The organism is Lysinibacillus sp. RC79 (genome assembly GCF_041262405.1).
Classification (GTDB): domain Bacteria; phylum Bacillota; class Bacilli; order Bacillales_A; family Planococcaceae; genus Lysinibacillus.
On sequence record NZ_JBGCCD010000011.1, the window covers coordinates 116,211 to 134,587 of the forward strand.

Annotated in this window: 20 protein-coding genes and 3 pseudogenes; 17 read left to right on the top strand and 6 right to left on the bottom strand. The window is 34.5% G+C overall.

Annotated features, from left to right (window positions below; translation table 11 throughout):
• Positions 1 to 368 precede the first annotated feature (368 nt).
• Positions 369 to 845: a GNAT family N-acetyltransferase gene (locus tag ABH968_RS12995; RefSeq protein WP_370044478.1), complete on the bottom strand. Its 477-nt coding sequence runs from the start codon at positions 843 to 845 to the stop codon at positions 369 to 371.
• 151 nt (positions 846 to 996) lie between these two features.
• Here ABH968_RS12995 and ABH968_RS13000 point away from each other — a divergent pair, with 151 nt between their 5' ends.
• From ABH968_RS13000 to ABH968_RS13040, 9 genes and pseudogenes are all read left to right on the top strand, one after another.
• The gene (locus ABH968_RS13000) at positions 997 to 1,431 is read left to right on the top strand and encodes a MarR family winged helix-turn-helix transcriptional regulator (protein ID WP_370044480.1); all 435 of its coding nucleotides are present in this window, start codon (positions 997 to 999) and stop codon (positions 1,429 to 1,431) included.
• A 69-nt stretch (positions 1,432 to 1,500) separates the two neighbouring features.
• A pseudogene (locus ABH968_RS13005) lies at positions 1,501 to 1,712 on the top strand (MFS transporter); the annotation flags it as partial.
• A 201-nt stretch (positions 1,713 to 1,913) separates the two neighbouring features.
• The gene (locus tag ABH968_RS13010; protein WP_370044481.1) at positions 1,914 to 2,117 is read left to right on the top strand and encodes a hypothetical protein; all 204 of its coding nucleotides are present in this window, start codon (positions 1,914 to 1,916) and stop codon (positions 2,115 to 2,117) included.
• A 152-nt stretch (positions 2,118 to 2,269) separates the two neighbouring features.
• The gene (locus ABH968_RS13015) at positions 2,270 to 3,322 is read left to right on the top strand and encodes a Cfr family 23S rRNA (adenine(2503)-C(8))-methyltransferase (protein ID WP_370044483.1); all 1,053 of its coding nucleotides are present in this window, start codon (positions 2,270 to 2,272) and stop codon (positions 3,320 to 3,322) included.
• A gap of 81 nt (positions 3,323 to 3,403) precedes the next feature.
• On the top strand, positions 3,404 to 4,045 hold the full coding sequence (rplC, locus tag ABH968_RS13020; RefSeq protein WP_370044485.1) for a 50S ribosomal protein L3: 642 nt from the start codon (positions 3,404 to 3,406) through the stop codon (positions 4,043 to 4,045).
• Positions 4,045 to 4,674, top strand: a complete 630-nt coding sequence (locus tag ABH968_RS13025; protein ID WP_370044487.1) for a hypothetical protein — start codon at positions 4,045 to 4,047, stop codon at positions 4,672 to 4,674. Before rplC ends, ABH968_RS13025 begins: the two co-directional genes overlap by 1 nt.
• A gap of 455 nt (positions 4,675 to 5,129) precedes the next feature.
• Positions 5,130 to 5,231: pseudogene (locus ABH968_RS13030) on the top strand (MFS transporter); the annotation flags it as partial.
• Positions 5,232 to 5,944: 713 nt separating this feature from the next.
• The gene (locus tag ABH968_RS13035; protein WP_049664645.1) at positions 5,945 to 6,304 is read left to right on the top strand and encodes a BlaI/MecI/CopY family transcriptional regulator; all 360 of its coding nucleotides are present in this window, start codon (positions 5,945 to 5,947) and stop codon (positions 6,302 to 6,304) included.
• 10 nt (positions 6,305 to 6,314) lie between these two features.
• Complete coding sequence (locus ABH968_RS13040) at positions 6,315 to 7,532, top strand: M56 family metallopeptidase (RefSeq protein ID WP_370044489.1); 1,218 nt, start codon at positions 6,315 to 6,317, stop codon at positions 7,530 to 7,532.
• Positions 7,533 to 7,833: 301 nt separating this feature from the next.
• Here the strand turns inward: ABH968_RS13040 and ABH968_RS13045 are convergent, their stop codons facing one another.
• Both ABH968_RS13045 and ABH968_RS13050 read right to left on the bottom strand, forming a co-directional pair.
• Positions 7,834 to 7,941, bottom strand: coding sequence for a YjcZ family sporulation protein (locus tag ABH968_RS13045; protein ID WP_370044491.1), 108 nt, complete (start codon positions 7,939 to 7,941; stop codon positions 7,834 to 7,836).
• A gap of 212 nt (positions 7,942 to 8,153) precedes the next feature.
• Positions 8,154 to 8,300: a YjcZ family sporulation protein gene (locus tag ABH968_RS13050; protein WP_370044493.1), complete on the bottom strand. Its 147-nt coding sequence runs from the start codon at positions 8,298 to 8,300 to the stop codon at positions 8,154 to 8,156.
• A gap of 604 nt (positions 8,301 to 8,904) precedes the next feature.
• Here ABH968_RS13050 and ABH968_RS13055 point away from each other — a divergent pair.
• Together ABH968_RS13055 and ABH968_RS13060 are read left to right on the top strand one after the other, a co-directional pair.
• Positions 8,905 to 10,437, top strand: coding sequence for a thiol-activated cytolysin family protein (locus ABH968_RS13055; protein ID WP_370044495.1), 1,533 nt, complete (start codon positions 8,905 to 8,907; stop codon positions 10,435 to 10,437).
• Between the two features lie 536 nt (positions 10,438 to 10,973).
• The gene (locus tag ABH968_RS13060; RefSeq protein WP_370044497.1) at positions 10,974 to 11,123 is read left to right on the top strand and encodes a hypothetical protein; all 150 of its coding nucleotides are present in this window, start codon (positions 10,974 to 10,976) and stop codon (positions 11,121 to 11,123) included.
• A gap of 302 nt (positions 11,124 to 11,425) precedes the next feature.
• On the opposite strand, the gene ABH968_RS13065 is transcribed toward ABH968_RS13060, so the two are convergent.
• Positions 11,426 to 11,629, bottom strand: a complete 204-nt coding sequence (locus ABH968_RS13065) for a hypothetical protein (protein WP_370044498.1) — start codon at positions 11,627 to 11,629, stop codon at positions 11,426 to 11,428.
• Between the two features lie 20 nt (positions 11,630 to 11,649).
• Here ABH968_RS13065 and ABH968_RS13070 point away from each other — a divergent pair.
• Positions 11,650 to 11,961, top strand: a pseudogene (locus ABH968_RS13070) (DinB family protein); the annotation flags it as partial.
• Between the two features lie 158 nt (positions 11,962 to 12,119).
• Here the strand turns inward: ABH968_RS13070 and ABH968_RS13075 are convergent.
• Together ABH968_RS13075 and ABH968_RS13080 are read right to left on the bottom strand one after the other, a co-directional pair.
• Complete coding sequence (locus ABH968_RS13075) at positions 12,120 to 12,737, bottom strand: exosporium glycoprotein BclB-related protein (protein ID WP_370044500.1); 618 nt, start codon at positions 12,735 to 12,737, stop codon at positions 12,120 to 12,122.
• Positions 12,738 to 13,248: 511 nt separating this feature from the next.
• Positions 13,249 to 14,622, bottom strand: coding sequence for a hypothetical protein (locus ABH968_RS13080; protein ID WP_370044502.1), 1,374 nt, complete (start codon positions 14,620 to 14,622; stop codon positions 13,249 to 13,251).
• A 563-nt stretch (positions 14,623 to 15,185) separates the two neighbouring features.
• On the opposite strand from ABH968_RS13080, the gene ABH968_RS13085 reads away from it, so the two are divergent.
• The 5 genes from ABH968_RS13085 (at position 15,186) to ABH968_RS13105 (ending at position 18,033) form a co-directional block, all read left to right on the top strand.
• Entirely contained in the window at positions 15,186 to 15,824 is a 639-nt protein-coding gene (locus ABH968_RS13085; RefSeq protein WP_370044504.1) for a BMQ_0737 family morphogenetic spore coat protein, read from the top strand.
• 144 nt (positions 15,825 to 15,968) lie between these two features.
• Positions 15,969 to 16,544 (top strand): hypothetical protein, encoded by a 576-nt coding sequence (locus tag ABH968_RS13090; protein ID WP_370044506.1) that lies wholly within the window; start codon positions 15,969 to 15,971, stop codon positions 16,542 to 16,544.
• On the top strand, positions 16,537 to 16,833 hold the full coding sequence (locus ABH968_RS13095) for a hypothetical protein (protein ID WP_370044508.1): 297 nt from the start codon (positions 16,537 to 16,539) through the stop codon (positions 16,831 to 16,833). Before ABH968_RS13090 ends, ABH968_RS13095 begins: the two co-directional genes overlap by 8 nt.
• 14 nt (positions 16,834 to 16,847) lie before the next feature.
• Entirely contained in the window at positions 16,848 to 17,651 is an 804-nt protein-coding gene (locus tag ABH968_RS13100) for a coiled-coil domain-containing protein (protein WP_370044510.1), read from the top strand.
• Between the two features lie 223 nt (positions 17,652 to 17,874).
• Complete coding sequence (locus ABH968_RS13105; protein WP_370044512.1) at positions 17,875 to 18,033, top strand: rhodanese-like domain-containing protein; 159 nt, start codon at positions 17,875 to 17,877, stop codon at positions 18,031 to 18,033.
• The last annotated feature ends 344 nt before the right edge of the window (positions 18,034 to 18,377 follow it).

Below are 18,377 nucleotides of genomic sequence, written 5' to 3' on the forward strand. Positions count from 1 at the left end.
TAATAAAAACAAATAACTATGTAATTAGCTATTTGTTTTATCATCTGCTTCTGTTTGATTAGATGCCTTAATTACCTCATTAAAGGCTGCTATAATTTTCTCAATTGTATATCCCGCTTCGAGTAATTCATTAGTTGTTTGTTCTAATTTATTTTGTAGTAAGGCTCTTACCTTTTTGATTGAAACTAAATAACTTTATTAATTCGAATCAAAAGATGGAATGAGTTATAAAACAGTAGCGAAAGAATTAAAAGTTGATTCAATGGTAAGACGTTGGGTTTCAGATAAGAAACTACTAAAGTGCCGCAGTAGAGAATTTTAATATGCGATAAAAATTCCTCAAATAGCCGTTTTTAATGGACTTCTGGTTAATTCAAATCTTTTAAATACCAGGCATCCATAGTAGAATGTTCAGAACCTGAGAGTGGCTCATGTAAAAGTGTAAATCCAAATTTTTTATATAACATACATGCAGTTTTTAATTGATGCATTGTTTCTAAGTAGCACTGTGCATAATGTTTAGATGCAAATGACAATGCTGTTTCCATTAGCATCTTTCCAAATCCTAAACCTTGTGTTTTTGTACTTAAGTATAGCTTTTGCAATTCACAAACTTTATCATGTTCGTTAAGAGGTGCTATACCAATTCCACCAACAACCTCTCCTTCCATTTCTACTACCCAATAGTTTGCATGTTTTAAATTATTATAATATTGGTGAAGGTCGTTAAGTTGAGGGTCAAAATAAGCTGTCCCAGGAATCGCTAATCCAAGTGATTTTAGTGAATCTTGTATTATTTCCTTTACTTTTGCATTGTCTTCTTTTCTAATTTTTCGAATAATCATATTATATAATCTCCTTTAATTTGGTAATAATAAAGATAAGATTGCGAAAGATTTTTTGAAAATGGCATCCCTAAAACATGGACAAAGTCCACATTTTAGGATATAGTTATATTAACGTTAAAAGTGGACAAAGTCAACTAAAGGAGAATGTATGGATAAAGAGATTATTTATGATATCAGACAATTCAATCGATTTTACACAAAGGTACTTGGTTTATTTAATAACCAAATTCTTGATACAGATTATTCATTGACTGAAGCACGAATACTATTTGAAATAAGCGAGAGAACTGAGTGTATTGCGAATATTCTCGTGCAAGAACTTAATATTGATAGAAGCTATATGAGCAGAATTTTACGTAAATTAGAGAAGGAAGAATTAATAGAGAAAAAAAGCTCAACAATTGACAGTAGAAAAAACCTTCTCTTATTGACAAAAAAAGGAGAAGAACTGCTAGAGAAAATTAATATTCAGTCAGATCAACAAATAAATCAATTGTTTAGTGGACTAACTGATAGTGAAATTAATGTAATTCGTAATTCGATGATGGTAATAAAAGAAAAATTTCATAAAAATAGATTTTAAAAGTGTTTAAATATTCAACGGGTTTTGGGAGAGATGTTTAACTATTCGTATTCGTTTTTTAAAATTGAAACAAGTACTGCTCAAAAAGTCGATTCAACTGGGCCTTCCTCTCGCGCAAAAACAAAAGGTAAAATAGATGTTTTAGTTGCACTAGCAGGGGCTTCAGGCGGTGCTCTATCAGGCATGGTAGTGGCTAATGTAAGTTATGCTACATTATCATTAGCTGGGTGGCTATTATTCTTAATTCTAATCCAGTTGTCATGTGGTCAAGAAAAGCTTGAGATAAGTTAAATGAACTAAAGTTTTTAATGGTTACTAAACATTTGGAATAATAGTTTCAAAGTAACCAATGAGTTGCAAGAGCTTAAGATACAGCCTCCATTTTTGGCTGCTGTATCTTAAGCTAACGGAGTAAGTTAGTTATTACTGTAAACTCAACATTTGTTTATGTTTTAAACTTTACATAGGGGAATCATTATGATATGGTACTTATTACTAATATTGACAAGAGAGAGGTGAAAGCAATGATAACAGTTTTTAGAATTTTGTATGGTAAAAATGCAAAAATTGGAAATCGCTTGGCGTACAAAGGGAGTAGTCTGTCCTTTTTTAAGCCAAATAACCATACAAAAACAGTTATCGGAGCTTTTTCTCTACGGCAAATAAACTCTAATTCAATGACATAATGTCCTTGTTTATTTGTGCGTGATTTTATTTAAGCGTAACACCGATAATTGTGTCGGTGTTTTTTTTGTGCCTAATTTTTATAAAAAGGTTAGATGATAACTCCCTTCTATTTACTCAAACAAACCAGAGTTTTATGGAAGGATGAGAAAACATGCAACAAAAAAACAAGTATATAAGAATTCAAGAGTTCTTGAAGCAGAATAAATTTCCTAATTTTAGAATGAATCAAATCTCAAATGCTATATTCCAAGGGAGAATAAATAATTTCAATGACATAACGGTTCTTCCTAAATCCCTAAGAAAAATGTTAATTAAGGAGTTTGGAGAATCGATTTTAAATATTGCTGCTTTAAAGGCACAACATTCTGAACAAGTTACAAAAGTCTTATTTGGAATTTCAGGAGACGAAAAAATAGAAACGGTAAATATGAAATATAAAGCTGGTTGGGAGTCATATTGTATATCCTCGCAGTGCGGTTGCAATTTTGGTTGTAAATTTTGTGCAACAGGAGATATAGGTTTAAAACGCAACTTAACGTCAGATGAAATTACTGATCAAATTTTGTACTTTCACTTAAAAGGACATTCAATTGATAGTATTTCTTTTATGGGGATGGGAGAAGCATTAGCTAATGTGCAAGTTTTTGATGCTTTAAATATACTTACAAATCCGGAGTTATTTGCTTTAAGTCCTCGCAGGTTATCTATTTCGACTATAGGCATTATTCCGGGCATTAAAAAAATGACTGAAAACTATCCGCAGGTCAACCTGACGTTTTCATTACATTCTCCTTTTAATGAACAACGTAGCAAGTTAATGCCAATTAATGAACGCTACCCATTATTGGATGTAATGGACACATTAGATGAGCATATACGTGTGACCTCAAGAAAAGTTTATATTGCTTATATTATGTTGCCTGGAGTTAATGATTCTATTGACCATGCGAAAAAAGTAGTAAGCCTTTTAAGAGGTAGATATAAGAGAGGGAACTTGTTTCATGTAAACATCATAAGATATAACCCTACTGTTAGTTCACCTATGAGGTTTGAAGAAGTAAATGAGAATCAAGTTGTAAACTTCTATAAAGAATTAAAGTCAGCAGGAATTAACGTTACCATTAGAAGCCAATTTGGTATTGAGATAGATGCTGCTTGCGGGCAGTTGTATGGAAACTATCAAAAAACAATAACCAATAAATAAGGGTGAGAGTAATGTTTAGAACGTGGGAAGTACCCTAATAATTTATTACTAACAATAAATTAAATTATTAGGAGGATATTTATGATAAAAGGAATCTTAGGGAGAAAAATAGGCATGTCTCAAGTGTTTAGTGATAGTGGAAATCCCATAGTTGTGACGGTTGTTGAAGTGGAAGAGAATGTGGTGTTACAGAAGAAAACCTTGGAAAATGACGGATACGATGCAATCCAAATTGGATTTTCTGATAAAAAGAATCCAATCAAAGCTGAAATTGGAAGAAGTCAAAAGGCAAATACCGTTCCTAAAAGATATGTTAAAGAAATTCGTGGAGCATCATTAGATGTTGGAAAACGTATTAGTGCAGATATATTCCAAGAAGGCGACATAGTAGATGTTACTGGTATATCTAAAGGAAAAGGATTTCAAGGTGTCATTAAAAGACATGGATTAAGTGGCGGTCCTGCATCTCACGGTTCAAGATTCCATCGAGCTCCTGGTTCCATCGGTGTAATCGCCAAAAATGATGGCATGAAAGTATTCAAAGGAAAGAAAATGCCCGGACGTATGGGTGGAAAACAGACCACTATTCAAAATCTTACAATCATAAAGGTTGATAGTGAACGTAACCTATTGTTAATTAAAGGGAATATCCCTGGACCTAAAAAGTCGTTTGTAAAAATAGAAACTGCAATTAAAAAATTGACTGAAAATGGTGATGATTAGTGATAAACAAACAAAATAATTCCAGCCAAAGTATAAGTAGAGAGGATGTAGTTATTACGGATTTTTTTATGTTGACTGACAATGAAAAAATCCAACTACCGTCCATCGTGGCAAGAGTTAACGATTATGAAATAAATTTAAACTATTTAAATATTGAGCTGATTAATGACATGAAGTTGGGTATCATACCTTCTGAAATGTCTTCATCAGACCTTCTTGAGTGTTATTATTGTGCTCTTGAATCAGTCATTGAACATGAGCTTATTGTACAAAAAATGAATGAGGATAGAAGCATTTCCGGATGGGAACCTGATAAAGAACAAATTACTGATTGTATGCAAGAATTATTTGACGAGTTTGGAATTGATGAATCAGAAGATTACTCTAAACTGGAGATTGAACAATTAGTATTGCAAGAATTGCGTATGCAACGATTTATTGATAATCAGTTGGGAGACAACAGTGTATCCAAGGAAGAAATTGAACATGAATACCAAAAATCACCTGAAAACGGAGATATGCAAAAGGAATACATTCGTGTCATCCTTGAATATGAAAAGCGTGAAGAGAAATATAAAGCCTTTGTTCTCGAATTGAAAAAAGCAGCATCAATTGAAGCTTATTTATAATTTCACTTTTCTATAATGAGTATACGTCCTAAACCTTAACTACATTTTAATGAAGTAGAGACGGAAGGATATACCAAAGCTCTGATCATTTTTTTAGATTAGGTTTGTATAAGAATATTTTGTATAAATTTTATTTTAAACCAACAAATACTAACTCAATAGATTGGAATAAGGATTGATAACTACTTTACCATCTTTAGACGATTTCAAATCAAGCGTTATACAATAAGAGAAAGATTGAAAGGCTTAGGAGATATTCCTAAGCCTTTTTAAAGATTTAAATGAAAAAAGTGTTATGAGTATAGCATTGATTTTTTATGTATTCAAAAAGATTTCTTTGTTGGCGTTGATACACCGAATACTGGCAGCCCTGTTCGTAACTAAATAGGCAACAGACAGCCCTAAAATTGTCATAGCAGAAAATTTTTGTCTATTTGTAATATGGTAACTAAACAACAACATTTGGGGCTGTGGCAGGGCCAAATTTAGTAAATATTATGGGGAAATTTGCTGTTTCTATTGGTGTTCCGGCGCTTGCAGGCCCATTTATCTTATCTACATTTAAAATTCGATAAAAGCTTAGTAAAGTCTTCTTCGATGATGGCTCTATAATTTGCTTCGGCTTCACTTCACAGTTGACATCAATCTGAATTTTAAGTGCAGGTTCTAAAGCAAATCTAAATTCAATGAGAACCTAGCACTCTTTTTTACATTAGGAACATTGCTAATAAAAATACGTCCGAAGACAGGCTTAAATCCGCTTTTCTGCCTCCCTACAGCCCATAACTTAACCTGATCGAAGGCTTATGGAAATGGTTGAAAAAGTCTTCTATTAATTACATTTTTCCCCTAACATTCAAAAGGTCACTTTGAAAGTAAGAGAATTTATTCTTCATGTTGAAACTACCACCCATCCTTTCGATCGAGTGTGTTGGCATACTAGCTCGGAAAGTTCTAGGAGGAGAACACTAATTTCATCAAGAAAGTAGAAATCAAATGGGAAAGTCATCTGATGTCCAAAAGCTTTTTGCAAATTATGGGTAGTTGGGTGGACTGGAGAATCAATTTTCTAGAGAAAAATTAGGATAAGTATTGATAAATGGGTTTAGACACAGTATCCAAAGGTTAATTTATCTGTATAATTATGCCCTTAAAATGGATTCTTTCCAACAGACTATCTCAATAGTCTTGACAACTGCAGACTATCAAAGTAGTATTAGGGTGTGGCAAACTATTGCAATAGTCCACTTAAGAAAAGGAGCATGCGCGTATGCAAGTTAAATTGTTTGATTCGGAATTACAAGTCATGAATATTTTATGGGAAGAAGGCGATTTGACAGCTAAACAGCTCTCACAAATGTTAAACGAACGAATAGGTTGGAATAAAAATACCACCTATACCGTCATAAAAAAATGTATAAAAAAAGAGGCCATTGAAAGAATTGAACCTAACTTTATCTGTCATCCAATCATCAGAAAAGAACAGATACAAGAACAAGAAACGACGGAATTGATTGATAAAATATTTAATGGTTCTAAATCTTTACTATTCGCATCCTTACTAGACAAGAAAAAAATGTCCGCGAGTGAGATCGAAAAATTAAAGCAAATTGTTAAAGATCTTGAGTGAGGAATTATATATGAGTATTCTCAACATGAGTGTAGACGCATCTCTCCTCCTCATCATTGTGTTATTGATGAGGATGTTAGTAAGAAATAAAGTGCCAAAGCAAACATTTTTAATTCTTTGGGGATTCGTTGCATTTAAACTACTCATCCCCTACTCTTTTTATTCAAAGTTGAGCATACAGCCTATACTGAAAAACTTATTTGTTACGCTCACTCACTCAAATGATTCGGAAAGTATGCACAATACAATTGAAATCGCACAAACATCAAACACGTTCTATCATCAGCTTTTGCTTGTGATGACAAGCGATTTCGTTCAGTACCTTTGGGCATGTGGGGGTATCGGGGTTTTACTATTCTTTATAGTGGCTTATATTAGATTTTATAAAGAATTTCAAACAGCCATCCCAGTGAAGAATAATGAGTATCTCGTTCAATGGCTAAACGATCATAAGTTAAAAAGAACGATTCAAATTGCAGTATCAGATAGAATTAAAACCCCGTTAACATATGGAATCTTTAAACCAGTCATCTTATTGCCGAAATCAACAAATTGGGAAGACGCTGCAAGTATTCAGTTTATTCTCACGCATGAATTAATTCATATTAAACGCTTTGACGTTTTGTGGAAAGTAATGTTAACGATTATGGTAGCTTTGCATTGGTTTAATCCATTAGTTTGGTTTATGTATTTTTTAGTAAACAGAGACATTGAATTGTCTTGCGACGAAAGGGTTATTAGACAGTTTGGAGATAAGGCAAAGTCAGCTTATGCACTATCTCTCATCAATATGGCAGATGAAACCTATACGGTTACGCCGCTTTGTAATCATTTTAGTAAAAACGGGATTGAAGAAAGGATAGTGTCCATTATGACCTTAAAGAAAAAGTCAGTTTTAGGAACAGCATTAGCATGTACATTAGTCATTGGAGGGATGACCGTCTTTGCGGCAACTGGCCAAGAGCCACCAACGCTGAAAGAAGGCAAAGAACGAAATGCAGTTATTGTTACTGATGCATCAAATAGTACGACGGAACCACAGGTAATCGCAACAAATAAAGGCAAAGAACGAAATGCAGTTATTGTTACTGATGCATCACACAGTACGACGGAACCACAGGTAATCGCAACAAATAAAGGCAAAGAACGAAATGCAGTTATTGTTACTGATGCATCAAACAGTACGACGGAACCACAGGTAATCGCAACAAATAAAGGTAAAAAATGAAATGTAATTATTGTTACTGATGCATCAAATAGTACGACAGAACCACGTTTAATCGCAACAAATGAAGAATAAATAAGTTGCTCCAGAGACTAGTCCTGAAATCCGGGACTAGTTTTTTCATTTACTCCATCATTTTTTCATAATAAAACTCAGATGCCTTCCACTTTGTTGAGTTTCATTTCCCTAGGAATAGGCATTTAAAAAGGTCACCGGAGGATAGTGACCCTTAGTAATGAATAGAAGAGAAAGGATAAGTTTGTATTATCCTAATAGTTATGAGCATTAGAGGCGGTGTTAGGTATTAATAACCTCTATTCATGAAAGTAGCGCCGACAATAATTAAAAGAATGAATAGAACAACAATTAGCGCAAATGCTGATCCAGTACCACTACCATAGTATTCAGACATAGTAATTTCCCTCCCTTCTATAATTTTATAATATGTAAAGTTTTCAATAAGGATTGCGATATTTATCTATTTACTAAAAATAATTTTCAAATATTTTAATGAAAAAAGGTCACTCTTGTAAAAGTGACCCTTAAATAAGGTGATGTAAAGCTAAATAAGCTTTACACATTATTCTCGCTATTTGTGATTGGTATTAACAAAGGCACTTTAGATTAATACATGAAAGTAGCGCCGACAATAATTAAAAGAATAAATAGAACGACAATTAGCACGAATGTAGAGCCGCTATTGCCGCCGTAATAGCCACCACCGTAATAGCAATTGTTATTGTAATTACCCATATTACCAAAGTATCCCATGAAATTTTCCCTCCTTTCTATGTCTATTGTATGTATAGTTATAGAAAGCTAAGGAGGTATTCATCCTATTGGAAAAATTTGTAGAATTAAGATGCGATTGTTTTTTTGTATAGTGAGCCGTCTGAAAAAATTAAAAGATGATAGGGTAAAAATATTGTTAACTAAAGGTCATATGCAATCGGGTATGGCTTTTTATTTTGAAATATGGGACAGCAATGTATTAAAAAAGACAATGGGCAAGATGAGAGTTTGCTATCCCGAATCCATTGTATGAAAATAATTAAATAGAAATAACAAAGTATTTATTGTGGAGGGTTGAGCATGTAAACCAATTAATCACATCACTGAGTGCTGGCAGACATGTATAGAAAAATTAAAAATAAATATCTTTATTAATTTGTCAGTGACTCTAAAAATAAGGAATAGTTGCCGTACTCTCATTAGATGGTATCACAGTAATTATTGCGACTATAGTAGTTAAAAATAGCGATTATAATATGTCATATTACTATATATACTATCCTAAAAGCTAAACACGATACTAAACTACTATATTTGAATAAAACGTTTTTGTGGTATAATTTCCTATAAAAGGAGTGATTTTTTGGGAATTCGAAATTATTTTAAAGTAATAAAAATTCTAGTATGTTTATCTATTTGTTTATGCATCATAAATTATCCGATTATTTCCTTTGCTGAAACATTTGATACTAATTTGGCTAGTGAAAAAAGCAAATCTAATGACATTGATACTGGTATAGCAAACTTGAACTACAATAACAGCGAAGTTTTAGCAGTGAATGGTGACAAGGTTGATAGTTTTGTCCCAAAAGAAGGTATTAACTCAAATAATAAATTTATAGTGGTTGAACGTAACAAAAAATCACTTACAACTTCACCGGTGGATATTTCAATTATCGATTCTATGGCGAATCGTGCCTATCCAGGAGCATTACAACTTGCAAATCAAGCTTTTGTAGACAATCAGCCTAGTTTATTGGTGGCTAAAAGAAAACCGCTAAATATTAGCATAGATTTACCTGGCATGAAAAGGGAAAATACTACGACTGTGGACAATCCAACATATGGTAATGTATCTGGGGCAGTAGATGAATTAGTATCTACTTGGAGTGAAAAATATTCAACAACTCATACTTTACCTGCAAGACTACAATATTCAGAATCTATGGTTTATAGCAAATCTCAAATAGCAAGCGCTATGAATGTTAACGCCCAAGTTCTTGACAATTCACTGGGAATTGACTTTAATGCGATTGCGAGTGGAGAGAAAAAAGTGATGGTTGCGGCATATAAACAAATATTTTATACCGTAAGTGCAGAACTACCTAACAATCCATCAGACCTTTTTGATGATAGTGTTCATTTTGAAGAGTTAACCCGTAAAGGGGTAAGTAATGATGCCCCTCCCGTTATGGTGTCAAATGTAGCTTATGGCAGAACAATTTATGTAAAATTAGAAACAAGCTCTAAGAGCAAGGATGTACAAGCTGCTTTTAAAGCCTTACTGAAGGATGTCAATACCAATGTAGAAACTAATGGACAGTACAAAGATATTTTTGAAGAAAGTTCCTTTACTGCTGTAGTATTAGGCGGAGATTCACAAAAGCATAACCAGGTTGTCTCAAAGGACTTTAATGATATTAGAGAAATAATTAAAGATAATGCAGAATTTAGTCTTAAAAATCCAGCATACCCAATATCATATACAAGTGTTTTCTTAAAGGATAATTCGATAGCTGCTGTTCATAACAATACAGATTATATCGAGACGACAGCTACAGAATATTCTAAAGGCAGCATCATCCTTGATCATTATGGTGCATATGTTGCTCAATTTGAAGTAGCTTGGGATGAATTTTCATATGATGAAAACGGGAAAGAAGTACTATCCCATAAAACTTGGGATGGAAGCTGGAAAGACAAAACAGCTCATTTCTCTACAGTAATACCACTTCCGCCTAATTCAAAAAATATAAGAATTTATGCAAGAGAATGTACAGGTCTTGCATGGGATTGGTGGAGAACAATTATTGATGAATACAATGTTCCGTTATCTAATGAAATAAAAGTTTCAATTGGAGGAACTACATTATACCCAACAGGTAATATTAATTAGGTATTAGTTATGAGAGGTACTTTTTCAAAGACTATGGGAAGGCATAAAATTAAAGAATTTAAGTATTTCATGATTAGGATGTAACTCCAATCTAAACTAGAGCTTTTGAATCGGGCTCAAGAAATGTAAAAGGTCAAATATAGTTATTAAAATAAAAATCAAAACACTATTTTAGCACCCAAAACATTCATCATGGAAAAACAAACGGCTGAGCCCCTTGTTACACAAGAACTTCAGCCGTTTCTATTTCCTCAAACATCTAACCTGATATCCTCCAAGTGTTGTACCACTATACATAGTAGCGTTGGCCAAGGTGGAAAATGAAGACTTAAATAATTAATTAATGTTCAACTAAAGGGGGGCGTTTGTTAAATAAGAAATATAACAACTTTTTTATTCATTTTATTAAGAGTTATATAATTAATGGATGTAGATTGAAACAACTTTAAAGAGCTTTGCTACTTATAAATTGTAGTAAGGCTCTTATCTTTTTGATCAAAATTAAGTAACTTTACTAATTCTAATCACAAGAGGGTATGAGTTATAAATCAGTAGCGAAAGAATTAGGGATTGATCAAAATGTAAGACGTTGGATTAAGCATTTAGAGGTTGAGGGTATGAAGGAGTTAGATGAAAAACGAGCTAAGGCAAAAGGATCTGGTATCGATCATACATCACTCAGGTAGGCAGACAGATACGTAACCAACAGGCAAGAGACTACCTAAAAGTCCTACAGCAGAAAATTTAATTTCTGTTTGTAAAATAGTAACTAAACAACAACATTTGGAATAGTTGGCGCTTAGTAACTATAAAAAAAGACCGCCAAATCAACGTTTATGGTCATTTGTACTTAATCTTTACGATAACATTATCATCTTCATCCCGAAAATATGAAACTCGCTCAATTATTAAGCGTTATATGCCAGTGATTTGGCTAAATGGAAGGTCATCTCCATCTAATAATAGGATAACATCATCTGACGACCATCTACGCAATCTTTCTTTGATGGATTCCCTTATTCAAAATAATATTTTCTTCATTTTCCTTTACTAGAACTTTCCCGTCAGCAGAGCGACCATAGCGACCATGTACCACATTGCCTTTATCAACTTCTTGATGGATTTCAGCAGTTTTAGTGTTTCTACCCCAATAATATCCATATGATACTATTCCATTATGTAGACGACCCATCTTTGACCCGTTTCTTTTCAGATAGTCATATGAATAGCTACATCCGTTTTAAGCTAGCTTTGACAGAGGATGCTCCAACGATTAAGCCTTACAGTGAGGAAGAATGGGCAAAGCTACCCGATTCCGAAATGCTTGTCTCAACATCTTATAAAATGATTGAGAGTTTACATGAGCGTTGGGTGTATTTGCTAACAAGCTTAACAGAAGAGCAATTACAGCGAGCCTTTCATCATCCTGATTCAGGATTAATGACACTTAAAAAAGCCGTATCCTTATATGCTTGGCATGGCAAGCATCCTCTTGCTCATATTCAAAATGCCTTGGCGAAATAAAAAATATATTTTTAGAGCGAAAATAGGCGATTTTCTGGTTTTGAAGAAAATCGCCTACTTTACTTATTACTTTTGAAATTGTTTTCAAGTAATTATCGTATTTTACACGGATAATGATACTGTATGGAAGCTTTAATCTAACTTACGAACATAATCTTTTATACAATATTAATACCTGCACTTGCGTTACCAGTAACAGTAGCAACAATCCCTGAGGAAGTAATGGAGAACACCATTAATAAACGATCACCAGCAGCTACTGGCACTGGTGTAACGTTTCTAGTACCAAATGTAATAGTGCCTATTGCTATTGTTGCAAGAGCTGGTGCTAAATCAACAAATGCTGTTGTAGGGCTGAAAACATTACTTCCCGCATTCGCGCGGTAAATTTGTGCTCTGACTGTTGCTGTTCCTGTAAGGGTTACAGCAACTGTTGCAGACAAAGATGCAGAAATAGATGTAATAGTACCATCACGTGGAACTGAAAAGGCTTCCGTTCCTGTAGCAGCAGTTAAATCTATATTTGTACCAGTAAGAGTTACCCCTGGAATAGACGTACCGAATCCTACCATACTGACTGTACCGATCGTTCCACCAAGAACTGATGTTAAAATAACAGGAACAATTCCTGATGCGAATGGGATGATGGAGCCTGTTGCTGGTGGAGTAGTAATACATGCAGCGTCTATAGCTTCAAAAGGACCAAGTGCAGCACATTCATTTTTATTAACATTTGCGCAGCTTGAGCAACCGCACATTGAATTATTCATACACATTTTTACACCCCCTTTCTTCAATATTCTATTCAGCTAAGATTATAGGGTTAGGGCAATTAACTCTATTGCAATTTTTATAGCGGAAATATTGAGGTTCTTTAGAAGCGTTTTTGTCAATGGCAAGTATTCTCTAATGAATTTGACGTTCTGCCAATTTGTTAACTTCTTTCAGCAGGTGTCCAAACACCTGCTGAAATAGAGGAACTCAGGCTAAGAACTTCACATCCTGTGAAAACGCCTGAGTGACCAACATCGTGTTGGCCCAAAGCCTCCGGCGGATGTCACGGAATCGGAAAGGAGTTCACATAGGATGTTAGCCTAAAATCATCGCATCCATGCGATAACGGCTAACTGACCTGCATCACGCAGGCCTAAGCACAAAGCCGATTCCAGACGCAATTATGCCGAGGCATAATTGATTTGAACAGAAAAAAGTCCAATATGTATTTTCATACGTATTGGACGGATTTATCGTAAAATCGCCATAGACTCTGTACACCACAACTTTAAACTAACTCCATTTTCGAAAGAAATTGAAAAACAAAGAACCCTTATCTTTTTTCTGGCTTTCTTCAGGTGATTCGTCATTTAGCTCGGGTTGCTTGTTTACCTCTTCAATTTGTGTATGGGTTTCATATACTTCCCCTAACGTAGGTTCAAAAATTTCATATTCATCACTTTTTAAAATAGGGGATTTATTTGCGTCCTCTTGCTCGTTAACCACTTTAGCTGCTTCCAGAATGACAGGCTCATTAACAGTTTCAGCCGCTTCCAGAATGACAGGCTCATTAACAGTTTCAGCCGCTTCCAGAATGATAAGCTCATTAACGGTTTCAGCCGCTTCCAGAATGACAGGCTGGTTAACAGTTTTAGCTGCTTCCAGAATGACAGGCTCATTAACAGTTTCAGCCGCTTCCAGAATGATAAGCTCATTAACGGTTTCAGCCGCTTCCAGAATGACAGGCTCATTAACAGTTTCAGCCGCTTCCAGAATGACAGGCTCATTAACAGTTTCAGCTGCTTCCAGAATGACAGGTTCATTAACATTGTCAAATACTTCAAGATTGCCTGGCTCATTTGTTATTTCAGAGTTCATTTCATCTACAGTGACAGCGGTATTTTTTTTTCTGTAATTCTCAGGAGTTGAGGCCTCGTCAGGCTGTAAGGCAGGTTCATTAATACTGACTGGAATTTCTTGTGCGTTCGTAGCGTGTTTAAAATGGAAGGTGGATTCGGTGGTGGTATTTCTAAATAAACCATTATATATTTGGCTTGGATGAGTATTTATTGATTGAAAATATTGTTGATTAAAATGGCGTTCCTCGGGTACATCCCTTTGATTTCCGTTGCGAGTAGAAGGTATACCATTGTTTACATCTAATTGTGCATTTGTTGCTTTACCTGCCAGACTTTGTAGCATTTTATAAGATGGCTGTTTTGATGTAATCGCCGATTGGCTTGTTGTCTGTGTAACGATCGGATCCCTCTGTGCAGCGTTAGCAATAAATTTAGATGTGTTTTCAGTTTTAGGTGGAGTGGTTGAAACTTCAGTATTTTCAATCGTAAGTAATTTGTTTAAAACCTTTAGTATTTCTCGGTTCATTTCCTCAATCGATTGATTCAGAGACTCAATTTGTGTTGATAGAAGTTTTATCTGCTCCTCATAGCCTCTGATTTGTGAATTTTTTTGCTTATCATCTATTGTTTCAGTTAGCCCTTCTAAAAGTGCCATTTGCGTTTTAATTTCATCAAAATCCATTTTCATAAATAGGTAATCTTCAATTGAAGTTCCCATTTTTAATGAAGTTAATGTGTCCTTGTAGGCTTCTATCTTTTGCTTCAATTTTCCAATGTCTTGAGTGGCGTACAATTTTGAATCTTCCATTGCATTTCACCCCTTTCAGTCCATTAATATTTTATTAAAAATGTTTACTTTCTGTTACAAATATACCGATCCTTTCGAACATTTTTAGTTTCTCCATTAGAAGAGGAGATGTAAGCAAAAACGAAACATACTGATACGGAAGTATTTTAACTTCTTTCAGCAGAAGTATCCCGCCTCTATAGGTGGAGAGATGAATGCGGATTTAAGCTACTTTTCAGTGGGTGTCCAAACACCCGCTGAAATAGAGGAACTCAGTCTAAGAACGCCACGTCCTGTGGCAACGACTGAGTGACCAACATCATGTTGGCCTAAAGCCTCCGGCGCATGTCACGGAATCGGAAAGGAGTTCACATAGGATGTTAGCCTAAAATCATCGCATCCATGCGATAACGGCTAACTGACCTGCATCACGCAGGCCTAAGCACAAAGCCGATTCCAGACGGAATTATGCCGAGGCATAATTGATTAAAAATCAAAACAAATTATTTATTAGCCCATACACTTATAGCTAGAAAACATATGATACAAACGAAAGGTAAAAAATTTATGGAGGTGTCAAAAGGATGCTAGAGAGTATGCCATCCCAGGCGCAGGAACAAATTTGTATAAACGTCGATAAGGTATTTGACTGGATTGTAAAGGAAATGTCGTTTGATTTTTCTCCTACTGGGCCAATTACTTTTCCAGGAGTAACGCCAACGACTAATTTAACAGGTGCGGTAGTTACATGTAAGGTAGTTCCAGCAACAACTAATCCTATTGTTATCTTGAACCGTGAGAATCGCCAATTCTCCATTAATGGTGAAACTGTATGTCTTCAAAATTTAACTATTCAAAAGAATTTTATTCTTACGATAGTTGTTTGTTTACCGAACGGCACTATGTTCACAAGCAATACTATTCCACTTTCTCGTTGTGAACAAGTTACATTATGTGCGCCGAAAGGGACAGATGTAGAAATTTTATTCACAGATTTAGATTGTTTCGTGTGTACAACTGGAACATTAACAGCTGGAACAGGCACAATTACGTTTTCTGCACTAACAATTACTGTATCTGTTTGCCAAAGTATTCAATCTACATTCCCAGTTACTGTGGAATTCTTAGCGACTTTCTGCGAGCCAAGAGCAGAATTACCGTTCGCATGTCCGGGTGTAGTTCGCCCAGCGCAATGCCCTGCTGTATTCCCATCTGTTGGCTAATGGTACTAACACATAGAAGATAATCATATCGTAAAGAGAGGGTAATCCTCTCTTTTTTTTTATGAAAGGATTTCAGATATTAGCTATCGCCTAAAGTGTGAATTCTTTGTTTAATTTAATACTATTGGCAAGGGGGGACTAATTATGACTACTCGTATCGATCATGTGGAAGAAAAGATAAATGAACTAAAAAAACAAACGGATTTTTATGTTCATGAAATAAAAAAAACGGTTGAGGAGCTTATTATTCCGGATAGTGTCAACATCATTAGTTATTTCACATCCGCGTTCAATATTTCTTATGGGCCTGATGAGGAGAGCTTATGCTTGGGCTCTTATCATATTCGCAATATAGGTAATCAGCCTATAACAAATCCGTATCTATGTATAAAACTACCTGAAGACTCTCCGTTCTCTTTCTCTGGAAGGTATGTCTATGAACATTTCGCACCAAATTTAAAAGGAAACAGTAGCTGGGAGCGAATCAATAATCAATCGAGCAAGGAGGAGTTCTGGCTTAGACCTATAGGAAAAACAACGTTAGAGCCAAACGAAACACTATCATTTCCTAACTTTCAGATCAAATGGGGTCATAATTTATCTTATTCAGGAAGTATCATGGGTTTTACATATTGTGATCAGTTAGAAGATGGCGTCGTTGTCTTAAATCCTATTAATCTTAATGGAATTAGTCATACACAGGAGGATGAAAATGAGTGAGTTTGAAAATATGAATCAAAAAATAGATAGTGTTGTCCATCAACTAATGAAGGAACAGCTTACGAATCTACCTAACAATAGTAATGCGGAAAATAATAGCTTCGCTTATCTCGAAAAAGGCACATTGAATCTACTTATTGCCTATTTAATGTCAGGAGAAAAGAGGAAAGCTGAAGAAATTGGTGATGAGGAAATAGAAATTAAGATTATCAAGCAGCTTGATGAGATGTTAGAGGATAGTAAGGAGCAATTTGAAGAAGTGATTAGTTTACTTAAAAAAATGTCGTGATAGGAGGTGTAAGTGTGGATAATGATATTGTTAAAAACAATGATCCTATTCAGCTGCAGCAAATGATCATTTTTTTAAGAGCCGAATTAGCGAAATATAAAAATGAAGTTAAAAGGCTCAGAGATAGTGATTATTATTCACTAGTACTGAGATTAGAGCGAGAAAATGTTCAATTAATGCAACAGAAAAAGGATCTTTCGATGGAGCTTTTAAAGCAGAAGAGAGACCATGAAAAAAAATTGAAAACTTACTATGAAGATATACAAGCAAGAGAAATCCAGAAGAAAAAACAACTTTCTTCGATAGAGGGGTTATTAAAAGAATTAGAAGAACTGCGTGCAGAAAATAAGCTAATGAAGGAAACGTTAAAATCCACTAAAGATGAATTTCTTTCTGTGAATTCAGATGCTAATTATAAGACTTTAGTGGATGGCCTTGAAAATAAGTTGAATGTTTTTACAAAGGATATAAGCCAACAAATGAAGACTATAATTGAAATCGTTGAAAGATCTCGTTTAGAACAAGCCAATTTAGACATTCTTAATAAGAATTTAGCCTTAGAAATAGAGGGGAAAAGTACTGAGATAGAAAAATTATCGGAAGAATTAGCGGATGTAAAAAAACATAACTTTTCTTTGAGTGGAAAAACGATGATGAATTCAGAGGTCCTTACACACTTAGATTCTCAAGTAAATAAGGTATTGGCTCAATCAATGGATTTTGAAAAGCAGTTGAATCATAAACTACGCTTGCTTGATGACTTGGACCACAAATTGAACGAGCTTACTATAGAAATAAATACTGATAAAACTGTATAAAGTATGTTGTTGAAAACTGTTTCAAAAGTAAGAAAAGACACATTTTTGAAATAGCTATTTTTATGTTTTTAGGATTCTACTTGTTGTTTCGTTTTTCACTAATCGGTTAAAAAATGTACATAAAATGATCTTTTAGTGGTGTACATTTTTTACATTAATCCAAAATATAAGGATAAAATGTACTGATCTACTATTACCTACAAGTAAGAGCGATTCTTATTTAATGAGGGAGCATCCATTTAGAGGGAATAATACTTTCAGAACTTGTTCCTCGAATGGAAAAGGGGGAGGTTTTACTTTTGATGTGCGACCGAAAGAAGAATATGAAGAGGCACATATTCCTGGTGCTGTGTTTTTATTCCTAGCGAAGAATGGAAGATAAGCTTCGTCTTTGCCCACCAATTATGATGTTGTTGCTTATTGCAGAGGACCTTATTGTTTAATGTCAGCAAAAACGGTGAAAATTCTAAAATCAAAAGGAATTTAAGCATTTCGAATGGAGAGGGCGTTAAAGAATGGCTACAACTAGCAAAATAATTAAATTGGATAGGAAGAACTAAGAATGGAATTAGGGATTATTTTGGAGACAAAAGTAGCTTGTGGTACATTTATGAAGTTATGAATATAGCATTGGTTTTATGTATTCGAAAAGATTCTTTTGTTGGCGTTCGGTACTCCGAGGGTATGAAGCAAAAGAATCTTCTTTGTATTACAGGAGGAGGTTCT